12 protein-coding genes and 1 pseudogene are annotated in these 18,097 nt (G+C 34.3%); 3 read left to right on the plus strand and 10 right to left on the minus strand.

From position 1 onward, the window contains the following. Positions 1-73: 73 nt before the first annotated feature. The 5 genes from H611_RS0102050 to bshC all read right to left on the minus strand — a co-directional run bounded on the left by H611_RS0102050 (position 74) and on the right by bshC (position 7,068). Positions 74-301, minus strand: a complete 228-nt coding sequence (locus H611_RS0102050) for a DUF3820 family protein (protein WP_027136781.1) — start codon at positions 299-301, stop codon at positions 74-76. Positions 302-323: 22 nt separating this feature from the next. Then, positions 324-2,258: a PBP1 and LysM peptidoglycan-binding domain-containing protein gene (locus tag H611_RS0102055; RefSeq protein WP_027136782.1), complete on the minus strand. Its 1,935-nt coding sequence runs from the start codon at positions 2,256-2,258 to the stop codon at positions 324-326. Positions 2,259-2,480: 222 nt separating this feature from the next. Next, the gene (gene guaA, locus H611_RS0102060) at positions 2,481-4,016 is read right to left on the minus strand and encodes a glutamine-hydrolyzing GMP synthase (RefSeq protein WP_027136783.1); all 1,536 of its coding nucleotides are present in this window, start codon (positions 4,014-4,016) and stop codon (positions 2,481-2,483) included. Between the two features lie 61 nt (positions 4,017-4,077). Next, on the minus strand, positions 4,078-5,451 hold the full coding sequence (locus tag H611_RS0102065) for a pyridoxal phosphate-dependent decarboxylase family protein (RefSeq protein ID WP_027136784.1): 1,374 nt from the start codon (positions 5,449-5,451) through the stop codon (positions 4,078-4,080). 6 nt (positions 5,452-5,457) lie between these two features. Beyond that, entirely contained in the window at positions 5,458-7,068 is a 1,611-nt protein-coding gene (gene bshC / locus H611_RS0102070; protein ID WP_027136785.1) for a bacillithiol biosynthesis cysteine-adding enzyme BshC, read from the minus strand. Between the two features lie 234 nt (positions 7,069-7,302). Between bshC and H611_RS0102075 the strand changes: the two genes are divergently transcribed. Both H611_RS0102075 and H611_RS0102080 read left to right on the plus strand, forming a co-directional pair. Further along, complete coding sequence (locus tag H611_RS0102075; RefSeq protein WP_027136786.1) at positions 7,303-8,562, plus strand: carboxypeptidase-like regulatory domain-containing protein; 1,260 nt, start codon at positions 7,303-7,305, stop codon at positions 8,560-8,562. Between the two features lie 19 nt (positions 8,563-8,581). Continuing rightward, positions 8,582-8,806 (plus strand): annotated as a pseudogene (locus H611_RS0102080) (cytochrome-c peroxidase); the annotation flags it as partial. Here H611_RS0102080 and H611_RS0102085 read toward each other — a convergent pair. From H611_RS0102085 to ychF, 4 genes are all read right to left on the minus strand, one after another. After that, positions 8,803-11,430, minus strand: a complete 2,628-nt coding sequence (locus H611_RS0102085; RefSeq protein ID WP_027136788.1) for a DNA gyrase/topoisomerase IV subunit A — start codon at positions 11,428-11,430, stop codon at positions 8,803-8,805. The pseudogene H611_RS0102080 and the gene H611_RS0102085 sit on opposite strands and share 4 nt — an antisense overlap. Before the next feature lie 317 nt (positions 11,431-11,747). Further along, positions 11,748-13,598 carry a DNA topoisomerase IV subunit B gene (locus H611_RS0102095; RefSeq protein WP_027136790.1) on the minus strand — a complete coding sequence of 617 codons (1,851 nt, stop codon included), beginning with the start codon at positions 13,596-13,598 and terminating at the stop codon, positions 11,748-11,750. A 121-nt stretch (positions 13,599-13,719) separates the two neighbouring features. Beyond that, the gene (locus H611_RS0102100; RefSeq protein ID WP_027136791.1) at positions 13,720-14,625 is read right to left on the minus strand and encodes a DMT family transporter; all 906 of its coding nucleotides are present in this window, start codon (positions 14,623-14,625) and stop codon (positions 13,720-13,722) included. A 132-nt stretch (positions 14,626-14,757) separates the two neighbouring features. Further along, positions 14,758-15,852 (minus strand): redox-regulated ATPase YchF, encoded by a 1,095-nt coding sequence (gene ychF / locus H611_RS0102105; RefSeq protein WP_027136792.1) that lies wholly within the window; start codon positions 15,850-15,852, stop codon positions 14,758-14,760. Between the two features lie 132 nt (positions 15,853-15,984). On the opposite strand from ychF, the gene H611_RS0102110 reads away from it, so the two are divergent. Further along, positions 15,985-17,454: a carboxypeptidase-like regulatory domain-containing protein gene (locus H611_RS0102110; protein WP_027136793.1), complete on the plus strand. Its 1,470-nt coding sequence runs from the start codon at positions 15,985-15,987 to the stop codon at positions 17,452-17,454. Here the strand turns inward: H611_RS0102110 and H611_RS0102115 are convergent. Continuing rightward, positions 17,451-18,065, minus strand: a complete 615-nt coding sequence (locus tag H611_RS0102115) for a thiamine diphosphokinase (protein WP_027136794.1) — start codon at positions 18,063-18,065, stop codon at positions 17,451-17,453. The two genes, H611_RS0102110 and H611_RS0102115, sit on opposite strands and share 4 nt — an antisense overlap. Positions 18,066-18,097: the final 32 nt, after the last annotated feature.

An 18,097-nucleotide genomic window follows, 5' to 3' on the forward strand; every position in this document is an offset into this window, starting at 1 on the left:
CTAACTGGATTTTTAAAAATGAACTAATACTAAAGAACATTTAATGTACTATAGATTAAGAAACAAAACTATTTTACTTAGGATACTGCCGTTTAATATTTCGTATTAAATCCTCAAGACCGTTTAATTTAATTTCATAGACCTGCGAAAGCATATCGCCCAATTTTCCCTTTGGAAAACCCTTTTGATGATACCATACCACATAATACTCAGGCAAATCAATTAAATACCGGTCTTTATATTTACCAAAAGGCATTCTGGCATGCGCTAAATCTATTAAGAATTTCTTATCTGGAAGCAATTAAAAAAATATTACAGGATTATTATAGTTTTATTTCTTCAATTCTTAAGTCATTATATTGTACTAAATACACCGAGCTATTATAGTACCCTCCGAACAACTCCTTTTTATACCCAAACTTATTTTCTACATATTCAGTTAACGGGCTTTGATTTACCGACATATATAAATCTTCTGAAGTTACTAGGCGAAGTACAACATCCATAGTTAAATCAAACCCTTTAACCGCACTTTTATCTGGCGTAATATGATATATAGACTCGTAAGTTTTTATAAAACTATTATTTTCGGAATCATTATATGATTTAGCTCCTGTAGCAAATTTAAATTTTAAACGAGATAAATGTTCATTCGAAATATCATCACCTTCAAAAGCGGAATTAAAATGAGTCGTTGCCAATTCAATTTTAATTTCTTCTAATTCCTTTTCTTCATCTTCCTTTTGAATTAATGACGCCAAAATACTAGTAACATTCGAAGCGAATCCGGCATTCTGAGTTTCTAAAAACACCAAATTTTCACCAGGTACCAAAACCTCTCGAATATCATCTACCATAACATAATTAGCTTCACGACCTTCCTTATCTTTTCTTGAATGTACCAACTTAGCATAATTAAATTCACGTTTTATATCGTTAGCACGTGATTGATTTTTAGAATCTGATATGATAACAATATTTCTAGTAATAGTATCTGTTTTGATGTAATTTAAAATTTTAGTTTTCAATAAGTCATCTGAAGGCTTCGTCTGAAATACATTATCATGTAATTTTAAATCAGTTCCTATTGGAGAAAAAACCGGCACATTATATTCCTTAAGAGAGGTAGCTACCTTATCGAACGTCGTTGCAGTTAACGGGCCAATAACAGCATCGACATCTTCAAAGTTATTATCGTTCATGATTTTAATAACTTCGCTCACCTGGTGCTGTGTATCATATACGTCCACTTTTAAAGACACCCCTATTTTTTTAAGAGAATCAATAGCCACCAACACCCCTGAATAAAAATCTAGTGAGGCATTCAAATAAGGATCTTTCTTAATACTTTGTTTTGTTCCTGATATTGAATCGAAATTTACGCGATTCACACGAAACGGTAACATAACCGCAATATGTTTGGTATTAAAATCTGTAATTTTTGAAGCTAAATTAATTTTTTCTGGGTCTACCGACAAACTTCCTAACCCTGATTGGGTGTAAGGAATCTTTAAAATCATACCTTCTTTAAGTCCACTATCCTTTAATTCTGGATTTAAATTTTCTAACACTTCCTGTTCTAGGCCCAGCTTCAATTTTAAACGGTAAAAGCCTTCCTTGGGCAATACCCTATAATAGCTATACTTAGAATCTAGTTGTTTTTCTTCTATCTTTTCAATATTAGGCACCTTAATTTCCTGTCCAACCTGTAAGGTGTCTCCCATTTCAGGATTTAATTCTTCTAATTCATTAACCGTTAAACCATATTTATATGCAATACGCCATTTACCTTCCTTAGGTTGTACTGTATATAATTTTGTTTCGGGAACTTCTACAATCGTTTCAACCGTTTTAAACACTGGAATTTGAAGTACATCCCCTTTACGCAATGTATTAGCATACAGGAATTTATTATACTTCTTTAACTCTTCGGTAGTGACATTATATTCCTTTGATAAACTATACAGGGTTTCTCTTCTATTAACTTTATGTTCTCTGAAACTTTGTAATTCTCTGGTAACAGTAACTTTTGGAGGTTTAGCTTCAGAAATTGGAATAATTAAAATAGTATGTGGTTTTAAATTCCTTTTAGCATCTGGATTCAGTTTATAAAGCTGAGATTTCGTTACAAAATATTTTTTTGCTATACTTTCAATCGTCTCACCTTTTTTTACCTGATGCGTACTAAAATTTTGTGCTTGTAATGTATTTAAACTAAATAATAGAATGAAACTTAAAACTGAAAAGAATTTAATCATTGAATATATTTTTACTGGTTTAAATAGATGAAATACCTCATACTACTTAAAAAGAAACTTTACCTTTTCTATAACATATAATATGCCAAAAATAGAAAAGATAAAGTTCATATGATAAATATTATTTCGATTTTCCTTTTAATATACGATAGACGCCTAGCAAAAAGACTATTCAAAACAATATAATTTATTTAACATCACAACGGACGTTATAACGGAATACTATTCCCACTCTATAGTTGCAGGCGGTTTAGAACTTATATCATATACGACTCTATTCACACCTTTAACTTTATTTATAATTTCATTTGATGTTTTTTGTAAAAACTCATACGGTAAATTAACCCAATCAGCCGTCATACCATCAGTACTTTCTACAGCTCTAAGAGCCACACATTTTTCATATGTACGCTCATCACCCATAACACCAACACTATTAACAGGCAGTAACATAGCACCAGCTTGCCACACCTTATCGTATAAACCCCAAGATTTTAAACCATTAATAAAAATGGCATCTACCTCTTGAAGGATACGCACTTTTTCTGCGGTGATATCGCCCAAAATACGAATTCCTAGTCCTGGTCCAGGGAATGGGTGGCGTCCTAATAATTCAGGATCAATACCCAATGTTGCACCTACACGTCTTACTTCATCTTTAAAGATAGCTCGCAATGGTTCAACAATTTTAAGCTTCATAAAATCTGGTAAACCACCCACATTATGATGACTCTTAATCGTTGCCGATGGCCCTCCAGTAGCAGATACACTCTCGATAACGTCCGGGTAAATAGTTCCCTGTGCTAACCATTTAACATCCGTTAATTTATGAGCTTCATCATCGAAAACTTCGATAAAGGCATTACCAATAGCTTTACGTTTTTTCTCAGGATCTTCTATTCCCGCTAAAGCAGCAAGAAAACGCTCTGAAGCATCAACACCTTTTACGTTAAGCCCCATACCTTTATATTGATTTAGAACGCTTTCAAATTCATTTTTACGCAATAAACCATTATTCACAAAAATACAGTAAAGATTCTCTCCTATTGCTTTATTAAGAAGAACGGCTGCTACCGTAGAATCTACACCTCCTGAAAGTCCTAAAACAACTTTATCATTTCCTACTTTCTCTTTAATAGCTTCTACCGTTTCTTCAACAAATGAATCTGGGGTCCAATCCTGATTAACACCTGCAATACTCACTAAAAAGTTCTCCAATAACTGTTTTCCATCTGTAGAATGATATACCTCTGGATGAAATTGAATAGCATAAGTTTCTTCACCATTAATTCTGTAAGCCGCATTCTCTACATCATGCGTACTCGCAATTAAAACCCCATTTTCAGGTAACTTTTTAATGGTATCACTATGACTCATCCAAACTTGACTTCCTGTGTGGATATGTGCAAAAAACGGCTCATTACCTTTTATAAAAGACAAATTAGCTCTTCCATACTCTCTGGTATTTGAAGGAGCCACTTCACCTCCTGAAAAATGCGCTAAATACTGAGCACCGTAACACACAGCTAACAAGGGCTTTACCCCTCTAATACCTGATAAATCTGGATGTAAAGCGTCTTCTCCTCTTACAGAGTTCGGACTACCAGAAAGTATTACAGCCTTGTAGCTATCTAAATCGGTTGGAATTTTGTTAAATGGATGTATTTCGGAGTATATGTTGAGTTCCCTAACTCGACGAGCAATAAGTTGTGTATATTGCGATCCGAAGTCTAATATTAGTACCTTATCGTGTTGCATGCGCAAAAATAATAATTGATTTTAGAATGACGAATTTCGTGCTCCTTTTTTTAATTTATTTCTAAGCCATAGAGTCTAAAATCTGTTCGATATCTTCCTCTAATGTATCTGGGTTAATAAAACAAAAACGCGAAACCGTCTCAAAACTGTCACCAGTTTTCCATTTAGTAGGTGTTACCAAGGCAAACCCTTTTCTGTGGTTTTCGTATGTCCAATGTGTATAATCTTCAGGTTTCCACCCTATTCTTCTGTAAAGCACACAAGATAATCCAGGCTCTCGAACCAACTCTACATAGGGGCGTGCCTCAATCATTTCGGCTGCTTTATGCGCTAATTCAATACCACGCTCAACAGCTTCCTTATATTTATTAGTTCCGTGCATTGCTAACGAGAACCATAAAGGCAACCCTCTAACACGTCTTGTTAATTGTATTTGGTAATCGGTAGGATTAAATCCGTGAGCGCCTTCATCTTTAAAAATATCCAGGTAAGAGCCTTCCTGAGAATGTGCTTTTTTTGCCAATTCCGGGTTTTTATAGATTACCGCCCCACAATCGTAAGGTGAGAACAACCATTTATGTGGATCGATGGTTATACTATCAGCCTTTTCAATACCATTAAATAAATGTCTAACAGAATCGGCTAACAAGGCACCTCCTCCATAAGCAGCATCGACATGAAACCAAAGATTTTCTCTTTCACAAATGTTTGCAATACCATCTAAATCATCAACAATCCCAGCATTGGTAGTTCCTCCAGTAGCCACAATAGCAAATAAACGCTGACGCTGTTGAGGCGTTAATTGTTTAAGAGTTTCTTCTAACTCAGGCGTTTCTAAACGATCTTCAGTATCAACTAAAAGCACATCAATATCAGCCACTTTAGCCATGGCTTTAATTGACGAATGCGCTCCGATGGAGGTTATAATTAATCCTTTTTCTTTTTGATGTGCTTCATCAAGACGACGCCAATTCTCTCTGGCAGCAACTATAGCCGAAAGGTTAGCCGCTGTACCACCACTAGTAAAAACTCCAAAGGCTCCTTCTGGCAAACCGGTTAACGACACCATCCAACGCATGGCTTCGTTCTCACAAAAAATACCACCGGCACCTTCCATCCAATAAGCTCCATGAATACTAGAGGCCGATGTTACTAAATCGAACATAACCGCTGCTCTGGTTGGTGATGCTGGAACAAAAGCTAAATGCCTAGGGTGATCGGCAGGCACATTTGCCTTATTTAAATGCTTCTTCCACAAATTAAAAGCCATCTCACCTCCAATACCATCTTCAGTAATCGTTTCTCCAACTAATGCCTTTAATTCCTCTGCCTTTTTAGGCTTTCCAATTTTCGTGTTTGTAGATGAAATTCTATCAATAGAATATTTCATGACGTCTAAGGTCATTTCTACAAGCTCCATATCAATTTTATGCATGCTTGACTATAAATTTAAAAGTATAAATTCTTTTTTTAAAGGGTTAAGATTTTTTATAAGTTGTGGTATAAGCTCCGTGCCATACTCTAAATAAAATTCAGAAAAATTGGTATTGCGTTCCTGCAACCCTTGATTTGGGAATAGTTGATTTTGTATATCGGTCATTCTAGAAACCTGATCTTTAAGCTTACGCTTTTGTGCTTTCAACAAACGTTTTTCTAAGTTTTCTAGTCCTTTAATTTGTTTTGTTTCTTGAGCTTTTACTGCTCCGACAAAAGACCTATCGGTTTGTTCTGCCAATAGGTACAAATTTTCGAATTGTTGTTTTAAATACAACTTTTGTTCTGAGAAATCGATATCTATATTCGATATTTCACGTACCTTTTTATTAATTAAAGCATCCCGTTTTAGAAAAATATCTTCATTGGAAATATTTAACTTCTCAAGCTTATTCTGCTGTTTCTCAGAACTTATTAATACAGAATTTCTTAGCAGCAGTATAGGAAACGGTATATTAACAGCTTCAAATAAAGCTTTTAATTGAAACCAATAAGCTAACTCACCACCCCCACCTATATAACAAAGGTTGGGTAAAATAACCTCCTGATACAATGGACGCATAATTACGTTTGGTGAAAATTGCTCTGGATGCTTCTTCAAAATTTCCTTTATTTCAGAAGAACTCCAAACAAGATCCGTATTTAAAACTCGATACTGATTGTTTTCAAAAACAATACGTTCTCGAATATTATCTGCTATATAAAATAAGTTTATCTCTCTTGGATTTACCTGTATGCCATAGGGTTGATCTGGTAAATTATTTATAACCTCATTAGTAGCGCTTACATGTTCAAAAGAAATCTGATTAAACAATTCATCTTGCATGAACGGTAAAAATAATTTCTTTAACCGGGCTTCATTAGCATCAATAATAACCAAGCCATAATCCTTAAACAGTTCATTAGCCAATACTCTTGTTGCATCGGCCAGATTATTATGGTTTAAATAGGATTTTTTAAAAAGGTTTTTTAAAGTTTCGGCATTTGTACTACCACCAAGTTCCTGCTTAAACAATTGGAAAACCTCCTCTAAACCTTCTGTATTTAATTCACCTACGGGTCCACTGGCTGCCTTATTCCAATGAATCTTTTTACCCTTAAAATTAAAGTAATTAATTTCCTCGAAATCATGATCTTCTGTCGCCATCCAATATACCGGAACAAAATTATATTCCGGATATTTGGTTTTTAATTCCTTTGCTAGATTAATAGCAGAAACAATTTTATAAAGAAAATAAAGGGGGCCGGTAAATAAGTTTAATTGATGCCCTGTTGTGATTGTAAACGTAGTTCCCGATTGTAAACTTTCAATATTATCAAGCGTTTCTTCTGAAGTGTCAATTGCGGAATATTGATCTTTTAAAACAGATACTAGTACAGCCCTATGGTCCTCATTTAAATAATGAGCATTTATTTTCTCTTCAATTTGAAACTTGAAGTTCTCAATATTAGGATACCGATTATAAAGCGCTGACAATTGCGGGTTCTCATCTAAATAATCACAAATCAGTGATGAAAAGTAACCTGTTTTTTTAAATGAAATTCCGCTTACAGTCATAATTATTTTTACAAACTTATGAGGGTGTAAATATACAGTTAATAAGATTTTAAAATCTAAAAATTTCGTTAAGAGTTTAATTACAACTTATGTGTTTCAAATTATTAACAATTCAAACCACAAACACATAACCACATAAATCACAACACATTACATCAATTTCAATTAAAAAAATTATGACTTCATTCCATTTTTTCGTAAATTATAGCTGATTCTCCCACAAGATTTTTGGTCATGAAAACAAAACATTTTATAAACCTACTAACCATCTGCGTTTCCTTAACATTAGGGACCTTCATGAGTTATGCTCAAGGTGAAGAAGCCGTTAAAGAAATTACTGGCCTCGTTATTGATGCCGAAACTCATGAACCCTTGATGTTCTCGGATCTCGTTATTAACGGATCTAATATTAGTACGGTATCCAATTCTGATGGAGAATTTATTTTAAAAATTCCTATTTCCTATTCAGAAAAAAATATAACCATTTCAAGATTGGGTTACGGAAAAAAATTCATTCCTATTTCGTCTATTGGAAGAAATTATAAAATAGAACTTGACCCTATTTTAACCCAATTGCAACCTGTTGAGATTACCGCACTAAAAGATGCTAAGGCTTTATTTATAGAATGTTTAAAAAACAAACATTCTATTTACAATAACGACCATACGGTTATGACGGCGTTTTACAGAGAAACCATAAAAAAAAGACGTAAAAATGCATCCCTTTCGGAAGCTATTGTACAAATTCATAAACGCCCATATAATAGTACGAGACAAGATGCCATTAACTTAATAAAAGCCAGAAAAAACACCAATTATGACCGTTTAGATACCATAGCCTTAAAACTACAAGGTGGACCTTTTAGTAATTTATATACTGACATTATTAAGTACCCGGAATACATTTTTACAGAAGAAGATATTCCTCTTTATAATTTTAGCTACGATAAATCAACCCGGAACGACAACAACCTCATATATGTTATTAATTTTAAACAAAAACCTCATATTCAGGCGCCACTGTTCTATGGTAAACTATATATAGACGCTAAAACTTTAGCCCTTACCAGTGCAGTTTTCAGCCTAAATGTTGAAAACAAAGAATTATCAAGTCGAATGTATGTTCGCAAGAAACCTAAAAAGGTTGATGTATATCCTACCGAAGCCAATTATCGCGTGAACTACAGAACTCAGAACGGCAAATGGTATTATTCTTACAGCAATATACTGCTTACTTTTAAAGTAAACTGGAAAGGAAAACTATTTAATAGTACATATACTCTTAATAGTGAAATGGCCGTTACCGACTGGGAAGTTTCCAATACAAAATTAGCTGATATTAGACAAAATATTATTCGCCCCAACACCATTCTAACCGATAAGGTTTCCGGATTTAGAGATCCCGAATTTTGGGGAAAATATAATATTATAGAACCTGATAAAACCATAGAAACGGCCATTAAAAAAATCCAAAGACAACTCAATAAAAGTTAACAATTTAAAGATCAACCGTCGTAACCTATCTGTTCCCACTCCTTACATGCATAATGGTGTCTATAATACATTAGAGGAGGTTATTGATTTTTATAATAAAGGTGGCGGTAAAGGCTTAGGTTTTGATATGGTTCATCAAACACTACCCTTCGATGAATTAAATTTAACTATCGAAGAACAAAAAAGTATAGTAGCCTTTTTAAAGACTCTTACTGATACCGATATTACAAACAACTCTTATTAAAAAAGAGTTGTTTGTCCTTCACCATCATCTTCAGTATTATTGGTAGATTCTGTTTCATGATCACCTTGAACAGTTTCCTCGTCAACAACATCCAGGTCGTCTGCATGAACTTCTTCAGGCGCTTCAAACGGAAGCGATTCTAAAAGACTTATCTGCTTAACTTTATCTTTTGTTAACTGATTTCCTAGTGCATTAATACCTTTCACTGAAATAAATTCTTCTAAATTTATTTCCAAGTTATCTTTGCGATCTTTACCTCGCTCTTTAACAAACTCAACTTCAGCACGTGGCTTCCAATCGGTAGAAACAATCTCCAAATGAGATCCTTCATGTTCAGAAATAAACAATTCTTCTTTCGATTCGTTCTCTATTAAAAAACGCTTCACATAATAAAGGTCCTTTTCTCCATTATAATAAATAGCAGAAATAGGTTTATTTGGCAACCATTTCTCCATAATAACCATATTGTTATCAAAATGAGTCGTTATTTCAGGTATTATGGTTTTAGCAATTCCTTTTTGATTAATTATTAGTATTCGATCTTCACCTCTAAATTCACCAATTAATTCACCTCGGCCATCAACATTTAAACGCTGCACGGTTTCATCGAACCATATTTTTCTAGGCTTTAAGGTAGAAACCCCTTTCTCTTTTAATTCGACTTTTTTAATGGCATATTTGGTAACCAAATTCCCTTTAGAGTTACGCCCTTTAATTAATATATCGGCAAAATCTATATCCCATTTAAGCTTTTTAATGCTTCCTGCCTGACGCAACAAAATATTTACCACTTCCGCCTCTCCATTAGGGTTTGCAGAAAAATACAACACTGCCGAAGATTTATTACCGTTGGTTAAATCATATTCCCTATCACGGGTTACACTTGTAACGGCAAATCGTTTTATATAGGAAGCCCCACCTTTACCATCGCGATAAATGAGGTTATAAATGGTACGTTTATCTTTCTTTTTAAATACAGCCACATGAATGATATCCTTACCTACAAAAGTTTTAGAATCCACTTTTGTTACCATCATTTTACCTGTTTTGGTAAATACAATAATATCATCAATATCACTACAATCACCCACATACTCATCACGTCGTAATGAAGTACCCACGAAACCTTCTTCCCGATTTACATAAAGTTTGGTATTTCGAATAACAACTTTGGTAGCATCGACATCATCGAATACGCGAATTTCTGTCTTACGTTCGCGCCCTTTTCCATATTCTTCTTTTAAACGTTTGAAATATGCTATAGCATAATCAATAAGATTGGCTAAATGATGTTTTACCTTAGCAATCTCCTCTTCTAAGGCTTCAATTTTTTGCTGTGCTTTATCAATATCGAATTTCGATATGCGTTTAATTCGAATTTCTGTTAAGCGCACAATATCTTCTTCTGTAACAGCACGTTTTAAATGCTCCACGTAAGGTTGCAATCCTTTATCTATAGCTTGAATAACACCTTCCCAGGTTTCTTCTTCTTCAATATCACGATAAATTCTATTTTCAATAAAAATGCGCTCTAACGACGCAAAATGCCACTGTTCTTCAAATTCACCTAATCTAATTTCAAGCTCTTGCTTTAGTAACTGCACCGTATTATCGGTACTGCGACGTAACATCTCGGAAACCCCAACAAACAATGGCTTATTATCTTCAATAACACAACCCAAAGGCGAAATTGAAGATTCACAACTCGTAAAGGCATATAAGGCATCAATGGTTTTATCTGGTGATAACCCCGAAGGCAGATGTACTAATATTTCAACTTCTGCCGCTGTATTATCTTCAATTTTTTTAACCTTAATCTTACCTTTATCGTTTGCTTTTAAAACGGAATCAATCAATGAAGACGTTGTTGTTCCGAAAGGCAATTCGGTTATTACAAGAGTATTTTTATCTAACTGAGAAATTTTAGCTCGTACCCGCACACGTCCACCGCGTAATCCATCATTATAATTAGAAAAATCAGCGATTCCTCCTGTTGGAAAATCAGGAACCAGGGTAAAGCGTTTTCCCTGTAGATGCTTTACTGAAGCATCAATTAATTCAATAAAATTATGTGGTAATATTTTTGTTGAAAGCCCTACAGCAATTCCTTCTCCACCTTGCGCTAATAACAGCGGGAACATTACTGGTAAGTTAACAGGCTCCTTGCGGCGACCATCATAAGATGCTTGCCATTCAGTAATCTTAGGATTGTAAACTACATCTAAGGCAAATTTAGATAATCGGGCCTCAATGTAACGCGATGCAGCAGCACTATCACCCGTAAGGATATTTCCCCAGTTTCCTTGGGTATCAATTAAAAGGTCTTTTTGGCCTATCTGAACCATAGCATCGGCAATACTAGCATCTCCATGCGGATGATATTGCATAGTATGACCGACAATATTAGCGACTTTGTTGTAGCGACCATCATCCAAATCTTTCATAGAATGCATGATGCGTCGTTGTACCGGTTTAAACCCGTCTTCAATGGCAGGGACGGCGCGTTCTAGAATAACGTAAGAAGCATAATCCAGAAACCAATCTTTATACATTCCCGTTACACGGGTGATAGTTTCTTTTGGTTCGTCTTGTTTATTATTTAAATCATCGCCTTCCTCAATCATTAATTATTTTAATTTAATTTAGGTTTACCATTTAGAAGCACCCTACCTTCTATTTTAACTTTTCTATGAACTTCTTCACCAGTTACATTAGTGTGTAAATAGTCGTATGATCTTCTTTTTTTTGTTTCTTTTTTGTCTTTTATATATAACATCTTGTTTAGGTTTTTTACCTGTTTTTTAACACAGGGATTTATAATCTTTTCGTAATACAAAATTACACCTAAACTGCAATATCTTGTTTCTATTTTAACGCAATTTTATCAACATATTCTCATTTTAACGAAGAAATAGTTTTGATTTAACAATATAAACACGTATTATTCAATAATATCCAATTCTACCTTTAAATTATCGATAATAAATTCCTGTCTGGTTTGGGTATTTTTACCCATATAAAAAGACAATAATTCTTCTATTGACATATGATCGTCTAACATGACCGGATCTAAACGAATATCGTCACCTATAAAGTGTTTAAATTCATCCGGAGAAATTTCACCTAATCCTTTAAATCGAGTAATTTCAGGTTTTGGCTTTAATTTTTCAATCGCATTTACCCGTTCTTCTTCAGAATAACAATAAATAGTCTCCTTTTTATTCCTTACCCTAAATAAAGGGGTTTGTAAAATATACAAATGTCCTTCTTTAATAAGCTCTGGGAAAAACTGCAGAAAGAATGTTATTAGCAACAATCGTATATGCATACCATCCACATCGGCATCAGTTGCTATAACAACATTATTGTATCGTAGGTCTTCTAAAGACTCTTCTATATTTAGCGCCGCTTGTAATAAATTGAATTCTTCATTTTCGTAAACAATTTTTTTACTTAGTCCATAGGAATTCAATGGTTTTCCCTTTAAACTAAAAACCGCCTGAGTATTCACATCTCTTGACTTCGTGATACTACCAGACGCCGAATCTCCCTCGGTAATAAACAAGGTCGTTTCTAAGTTACGTTCGTTTTTAGTATCTCCAAAATGCACACGACAATCGCGTAATTTTTTATTATGTAAACTAGCTTTCTTTGCACGATCTCTCGCTAATTTTCTTATACCCGATAATTCCTTACGCTCACGTTCGGCCTGTAAAATTTTACGCTGTAATTTTTCGGCTGTTTCCGGATTTTTATGTAAAAAATTATCTAGATAGGTCTTTACAAAATCGTTTATATACGTTCTTACCGTTGGTAAATCACCACCCATATCGGTTGAACCTAATTTCGTTTTAGTCTGACTCTCAAATACAGGTTCCATTACCTTTATAGCTATGGCACTGGCCACAGATTTACGAATATCGGATGCATCGTAGTTTTTTCCATAGAATTCGCGAACCGTTTTCACCAAGGCTTCTCTGAACGCATTTAAATGCGTCCCTCCTTGTGTGGTGTTTTGTCCATTAACAAAGGAATGATACTCCTCACTATATTGCGTCTTACTGTGTGTTAAAGCAATCTCAATATCATCACCACGAAGGTGTATAATTGGATACAGTCGGTCTGATTCATTTATAGTTTCACTCAACAAATCTTTTAAACCGTGCTCACTAAAAAACTTTTCTCCGTTAAAAACAATGGTTAATCCCGGATTAAGGTACACATAGTTTTTTAGCATTTTAACGACATACTCGCTTCGATATTTATAATTCTTAAAGATGGTTTCGTCTGGAACAAACGAGACCTTAGTACCTTTGCGACGTGTCGTTTCTTCAAGAATTTCCTGATTGATCAAATTTCCTTGCTCGAACTCCGCTGATGCCGATTTACCATCCCGTGTAGACTCTACTCTAAAATAATTAGACAAGGCATTTACCGCTTTGGTACCCACCCCATTTAATCCAACTGATTTTTTAAATGCTTTAGAATCATACTTTCCTCCAGTGTTCATTTTAGACACTACATCGACCACTTTTCCTAAAGGAATGCCTCGACCATAATCTCTAACAATCACTTTGGTTCCTTGAATAGAAATCTCAATGGTTTTACCAGCCCCCATAACAAACTCATCGATAGAGTTATCCAAAACCTCTTTAAGTAGAATGTAAATACCATCATCGGGAGACGAACCATCCCCTAATTTACCAATATACATCCCTGGCCGCATGCGGATATGCTCTTTCCAGTCTAACGAACGTATATTATCTTCGGTATAATTAGTTTGTTCCGTCATAAAATTTTTTCAGAAAATATTAGTGATTGGATGCTAATATAACACAACCCGATAAAAAAAAGAAATAGCCATCACACAAAGTAATTAACAATATTCACCTTCTTTTGTTAAGAACATTAAATTACAGGCTTTTATGCTTCTTATACGACACCAAAAATATTCCAACAATCACAATTATCGCGCCTAATAATTGCATAACCGTTAAGTGCTCATTTAGGAAAATAGCAGCTAAAATTATAGTTGAAATAGGCCCAATACCTGCTACAACGGCAAAATTCGATGAATTGATTCTTTTAATAGCTTCCGAAACTAAATAAGATGGAATAACAGTTGCAAAAATCGCTATTAAAAACCCTAACAAATAAACCTGCCACGGGTATCCTAAGATGCTTGCTTCAGACATGATTCCGAAATGCACAAAAACGCATAAACAGGACACAATCATGACATAAGAAGTGAATTTCGCCACCCCGAATTTAGGCACCAACCATCCTGTACCTGAGATATATGCCGCATAAGAAATAGCACATAACAAAATAAACAAACCACCCAGATAAGTTTTAGAACCTGAAACAACAACCTCTCCCCAAAAAGTAATAACCACTCCAAAATATGTTATAGCAATGGCCAAAATCTGCAATCTGCTTATGGGCTTTTTAAGAAAAAATCTATTAAACAAAAGCACTATGGTAGGATACAAAAACAAAATGATTCGTTCTAAACTCGCTTTTAAATAGACGAGCCCCATAAAATCGAAATAACTCGACAAATAGTACCCCAAAAAACCAAATAAAAACAACCATATATAATCCTTCTGGCCCACAGAGGCATTATTAGGCCTTTTTCGGTACCATAAAGCTACCACCACATAAAAAGGGAAAGAAAACAACATACGCAGCAACAACACACTTAAAGCATCTATATTATAATTGTAGGCCAATTTCACCATGACGGCCTTTGAGGAAAATAGTATAATCCCCAAAACAGCTAATAATACGCCGTAAACAAACGATTTGGTTGATTTCATAAAACGAATTTAATTCTCTTAATAAGAACCTCTTCAGATTCCCTCTCAAGATTACGATGTTCAATAAAACATATCGGATACAAAAACGCCTCGCATGTAATGCGAGGCGTTCTATTTTTTTATAATGACATATTACACATTAAATAAGAAATGCATCACATCACCATCTTTTACAATATAATTCTTGCCCTCAACACGCATTTTCCCAGCTTCCTTAACTTTAGATTCACTTCCATAAGTCACATAATCATCATAGCCGATAACCTCAGCTCTAATAAATCCTTTTTCGAAATCTGAGTGAATCACACCGGCAGCCTGTGGTGCTGTAGCTCCTATATCTACAGTCCAAGCACGCACTTCTTTTACACCCGCCGTAAAATATGTTTGCAGGTTTAAAAGCTTATAAGCCGAACGAATTAATTTCGCCGAACCCGCTTCATCTAAACCTATATCCTGTAAAAACATCTGACGCTCTTCATAATCATCTAACTCATTAATATCCGCCTCTGTTCCTACAGCCAATACTAAAACTTCGGCATTTTCGTCTTTTACAGCTTCCTTAACGATTTCTACATAATTATTACCTGAAACCGCCGAACCTTCATCGACATTACAAACATACATAACTGGTTTATCTGTAATAAACTGCGCAGGCTTAACAAAATCGGCATAATCATCTTCATTAAATTCCAAAGCTCGCACCGACTTACCTGCTTCCAGACCTGCTTTTATTTGAAGTAATACAGCCTCTTCTTTTTGAGCTTCCTTATTTCCAGTTTTAGCAGCACGTTTTACTTTATCTAATTTCTTCTCTACAGTTTCCAGATCTTTTAACTGAAGCTCCATATCGATAGTTTCTTTATCTCGCAGCGGATTTACATTACCATCAACATGCACAACATTATCGTTATCAAAACAACGTAATACGTGTAGAATAGCATCCGTTTCACGAATATTTGCTAAGAACTGGTTTCCTAAACCTTCACCTTTACTTGCTCCTTTTACAAGTCCGGCAATATCTACAATTTCTACAGTTGCAGGCAATACACGTTCTGGTTTAACTAATGCTTCTAACTTTTCAAGTCTAGGATCCGGTACATTAACCACTCCTATATTTGGTTCTATAGTACAAAATGGAAAGTTCGCACTTTGCGCTTTCGCATTTGATAAACAATTAAATAAAGTCGATTTCCCTACGTTTGGTAATCCTACTATGCCTGCTTTCATTTTATTTCGATAAATAAGTTAAACCACAAAACCAAAATATTGGTTTTTGCGAGTGCAAATGTAGTCATTTCCTTGATTATTTTTTGTAACATTATAAGTCTTTAATCGTTGATATATTAGAATTCCCATTTTATGAGAAAAACAACCCTTCTAATCTTCACCTACTTTTATTTAAGCTTTACCTTTTGTCAATCTGTTACCGGAAAAATTATAGATAAAGCGACCAACACCCCTATTAAATATGCCAGTGTGCAAACGGGTGACTTTACTGGGGTAATATCGAACGAAGAAGGCTATTTCTCCATTAATCAGGAAAACCCAATCCAAATATTATTAATTTCATGCTTAGGCTACCAATCACAAAGTATCACATTAGATGCTCTTGAGCAAGCAAACTATACGGTTACATTAGAAGAGGCTATTAACGAATTAAGCGAGGTTTATATTACCAATAACAAACCAAATGCCGACTCTATTATTACAAAAGTAATCGCCAACAAAAACAAGAATTATAACTTCAATCTTAAAGCATACAATATTTTTAGCAGAAGAACAGACCATGTAAAATTTAAAAATCTTGGTTTTGAAATTGAAAAAGCCACACATGTTTCTTCAAAAAACAGAGCTGCTGCAAATAAAAAATTATCAGAGTTATCGAGTCAAATTCGTAAAAGCAATATGGTGAGCTTCTTAGACTTTAAAGGCACACTTTTTTATTCTAATCAAGACAGCAGTAAACTACAGGTCAATAAAGCAACCAAATTACTGGATTATGATAATGATTTTTCCATTGAAGATATCCAGGAAAAAGCACAACATATTGTTTTAAAATATTTAGACACTAGCCTCACCTACAAACTAAAGACTGGTATTTTTAAAATTGAAGATTCTTTATCTTTAAAACAAACCCAAAGAAAAAAACGTCAAGAAAGCGAATATAAACTAGGAAACCTAAGAACGCGGACTCATAAGTTAACCAGCAACGCCCATTACTATAACGAATCGTTTTTGAATAAAATTTTAGACTTGAATTTATATAATTACGAAATTGAAGACATTAACTTTCACAACGAGCAACTAACATATGTAATTAAATTCACGCCTCGCAAAGGCAAAGCGAAATACCAAGGCAAGCTCTATGTTATTGATGATGCATTTGCTATTTCTCGCATAGATTTCACTTATGGTGAAAACAAACACGGACAAAAAATAAACCTAAAATTTCTCCTAGGCATTAAATATGAAATGAATACTGATAAAGGCATTATAATTTACCAAAAACAAGATAACCAACAATATATACCAAAATACATTAAACACACCACTGGCAGTTATTTCTATATAAACCGTGATATAAAATTTATAGAAAATAGTGAAGCAAAGAACAAAACAGGATTTAACATAACAATAGAAGGACAAAATCGCACGAAAGAAGAACTGTTATTTAATTCTGAATCCAGAATAACAGAAGCTTTCTTTAAACAGATAAAGCAACAAAAAGACTATCCCTTAAAAAGCTACAATAAATTTGAAAAGTCTATTTGGCAAAATGAACAAACATTAGAGCCTTTGGAAGAAATGAAATCTTTCGGAAACGACTAATCAGTCGTACTGTTTATGAAGATAAATAAGTTACCCGTTTGAAAGCTAATTTCAATTTCGTCTTCTAAAGCTCTGTTTCGAGTACCAATACGTTCTCCAAAATGCAAGGTTTCGTTATCTAAGGGATATTGCAACCCGCGAGTAACAACACCTGTTGCCTTTGGAAAAGGCACTAAGGACACGTGCTTACCTTTACAACCTTTATAAACGGTTTGATTCTTGGCTAAGAAATAAAACCCGTAGTTATCAAAGAATTTTAATTCAAGTTTTGAATGCCATTGTACGGCTGTATGTAAATTACCTAAAAAATGATCTTGCTCCTGCCCACTAGCTCCGAACACATCAATATTTATGTAGTTTTTATCGTGTAAAATCTTTAAAACCTTATCAAAATCGGAGTAATCCTGATTTGGGGTATGTATGACTGTTAGATGTTCTGGAAATTGTTCCGAAGAATCAAAATCACCACTAATAAAATCGGGAGTTATCTGATGCTTTTCTAAATAATGATACGCACCATCGGTAGCACAAATCACATCATAACCTGACAAATCAGGAAGACTTAAAGGCGGCTCCCCATTTAAGAGCAGAAATACTTTTTTATTTATCATTTTAAGCAAAACTATATAACTTTAAAGGAAAC

It is taken from the genome of Gaetbulibacter saemankumensis DSM 17032, assembly GCF_000425645.1.
Classification (GTDB): Bacteria; Bacteroidota; Bacteroidia; order Flavobacteriales; family Flavobacteriaceae; genus Gaetbulibacter; species Gaetbulibacter saemankumensis.

Bases quoted from the DNA above. Each gene is read 5' to 3' on its own strand.
- H611_RS0102065 (WP_027136784.1), bottom strand. From the start codon at position 5,451: ATGCATAAAATTGATATGGAGCTTGTAGAAATGACCTTAGACGTCATG.
- H611_RS0102075 (WP_027136786.1), top strand. From the start codon at position 7,303: ATGAAAACAAAACATTTTATAAACCTACTAACCATCTGCGTTTCCTTA.
- H611_RS0102055 (WP_027136782.1), bottom strand. From the start codon at position 2,258: ATGATTAAATTCTTTTCAGTTTTAAGTTTCATTCTATTATTTAGTTTA.
- guaA (WP_027136783.1), bottom strand. From the start codon at position 4,016: ATGCAACACGATAAGGTACTAATATTAGACTTCGGATCGCAATATACA.
- bshC (WP_027136785.1), bottom strand. From the start codon at position 7,068: ATGACTGTAAGCGGAATTTCATTTAAAAAAACAGGTTACTTTTCATCA.
- ychF (WP_027136792.1), bottom strand. From the start codon at position 15,852: ATGAAAGCAGGCATAGTAGGATTACCAAACGTAGGGAAATCGACTTTA.
- H611_RS0102085 (WP_027136788.1), bottom strand. From the start codon at position 11,430: ATGATTGAGGAAGGCGATGATTTAAATAATAAACAAGACGAACCAAAA.
- H611_RS0102095 (WP_027136790.1), bottom strand. From the start codon at position 13,598: ATGACGGAACAAACTAATTATACCGAAGATAATATACGTTCGTTAGAC.
- H611_RS0102115 (WP_027136794.1), bottom strand. From the start codon at position 18,065: ATGATAAATAAAAAAGTATTTCTGCTCTTAAATGGGGAGCCGCCTTTA.
- H611_RS0102100 (WP_027136791.1), bottom strand. From the start codon at position 14,625: ATGAAATCAACCAAATCGTTTGTTTACGGCGTATTATTAGCTGTTTTG.
- H611_RS0102110 (WP_027136793.1), top strand. From the start codon at position 15,985: ATGAGAAAAACAACCCTTCTAATCTTCACCTACTTTTATTTAAGCTTT.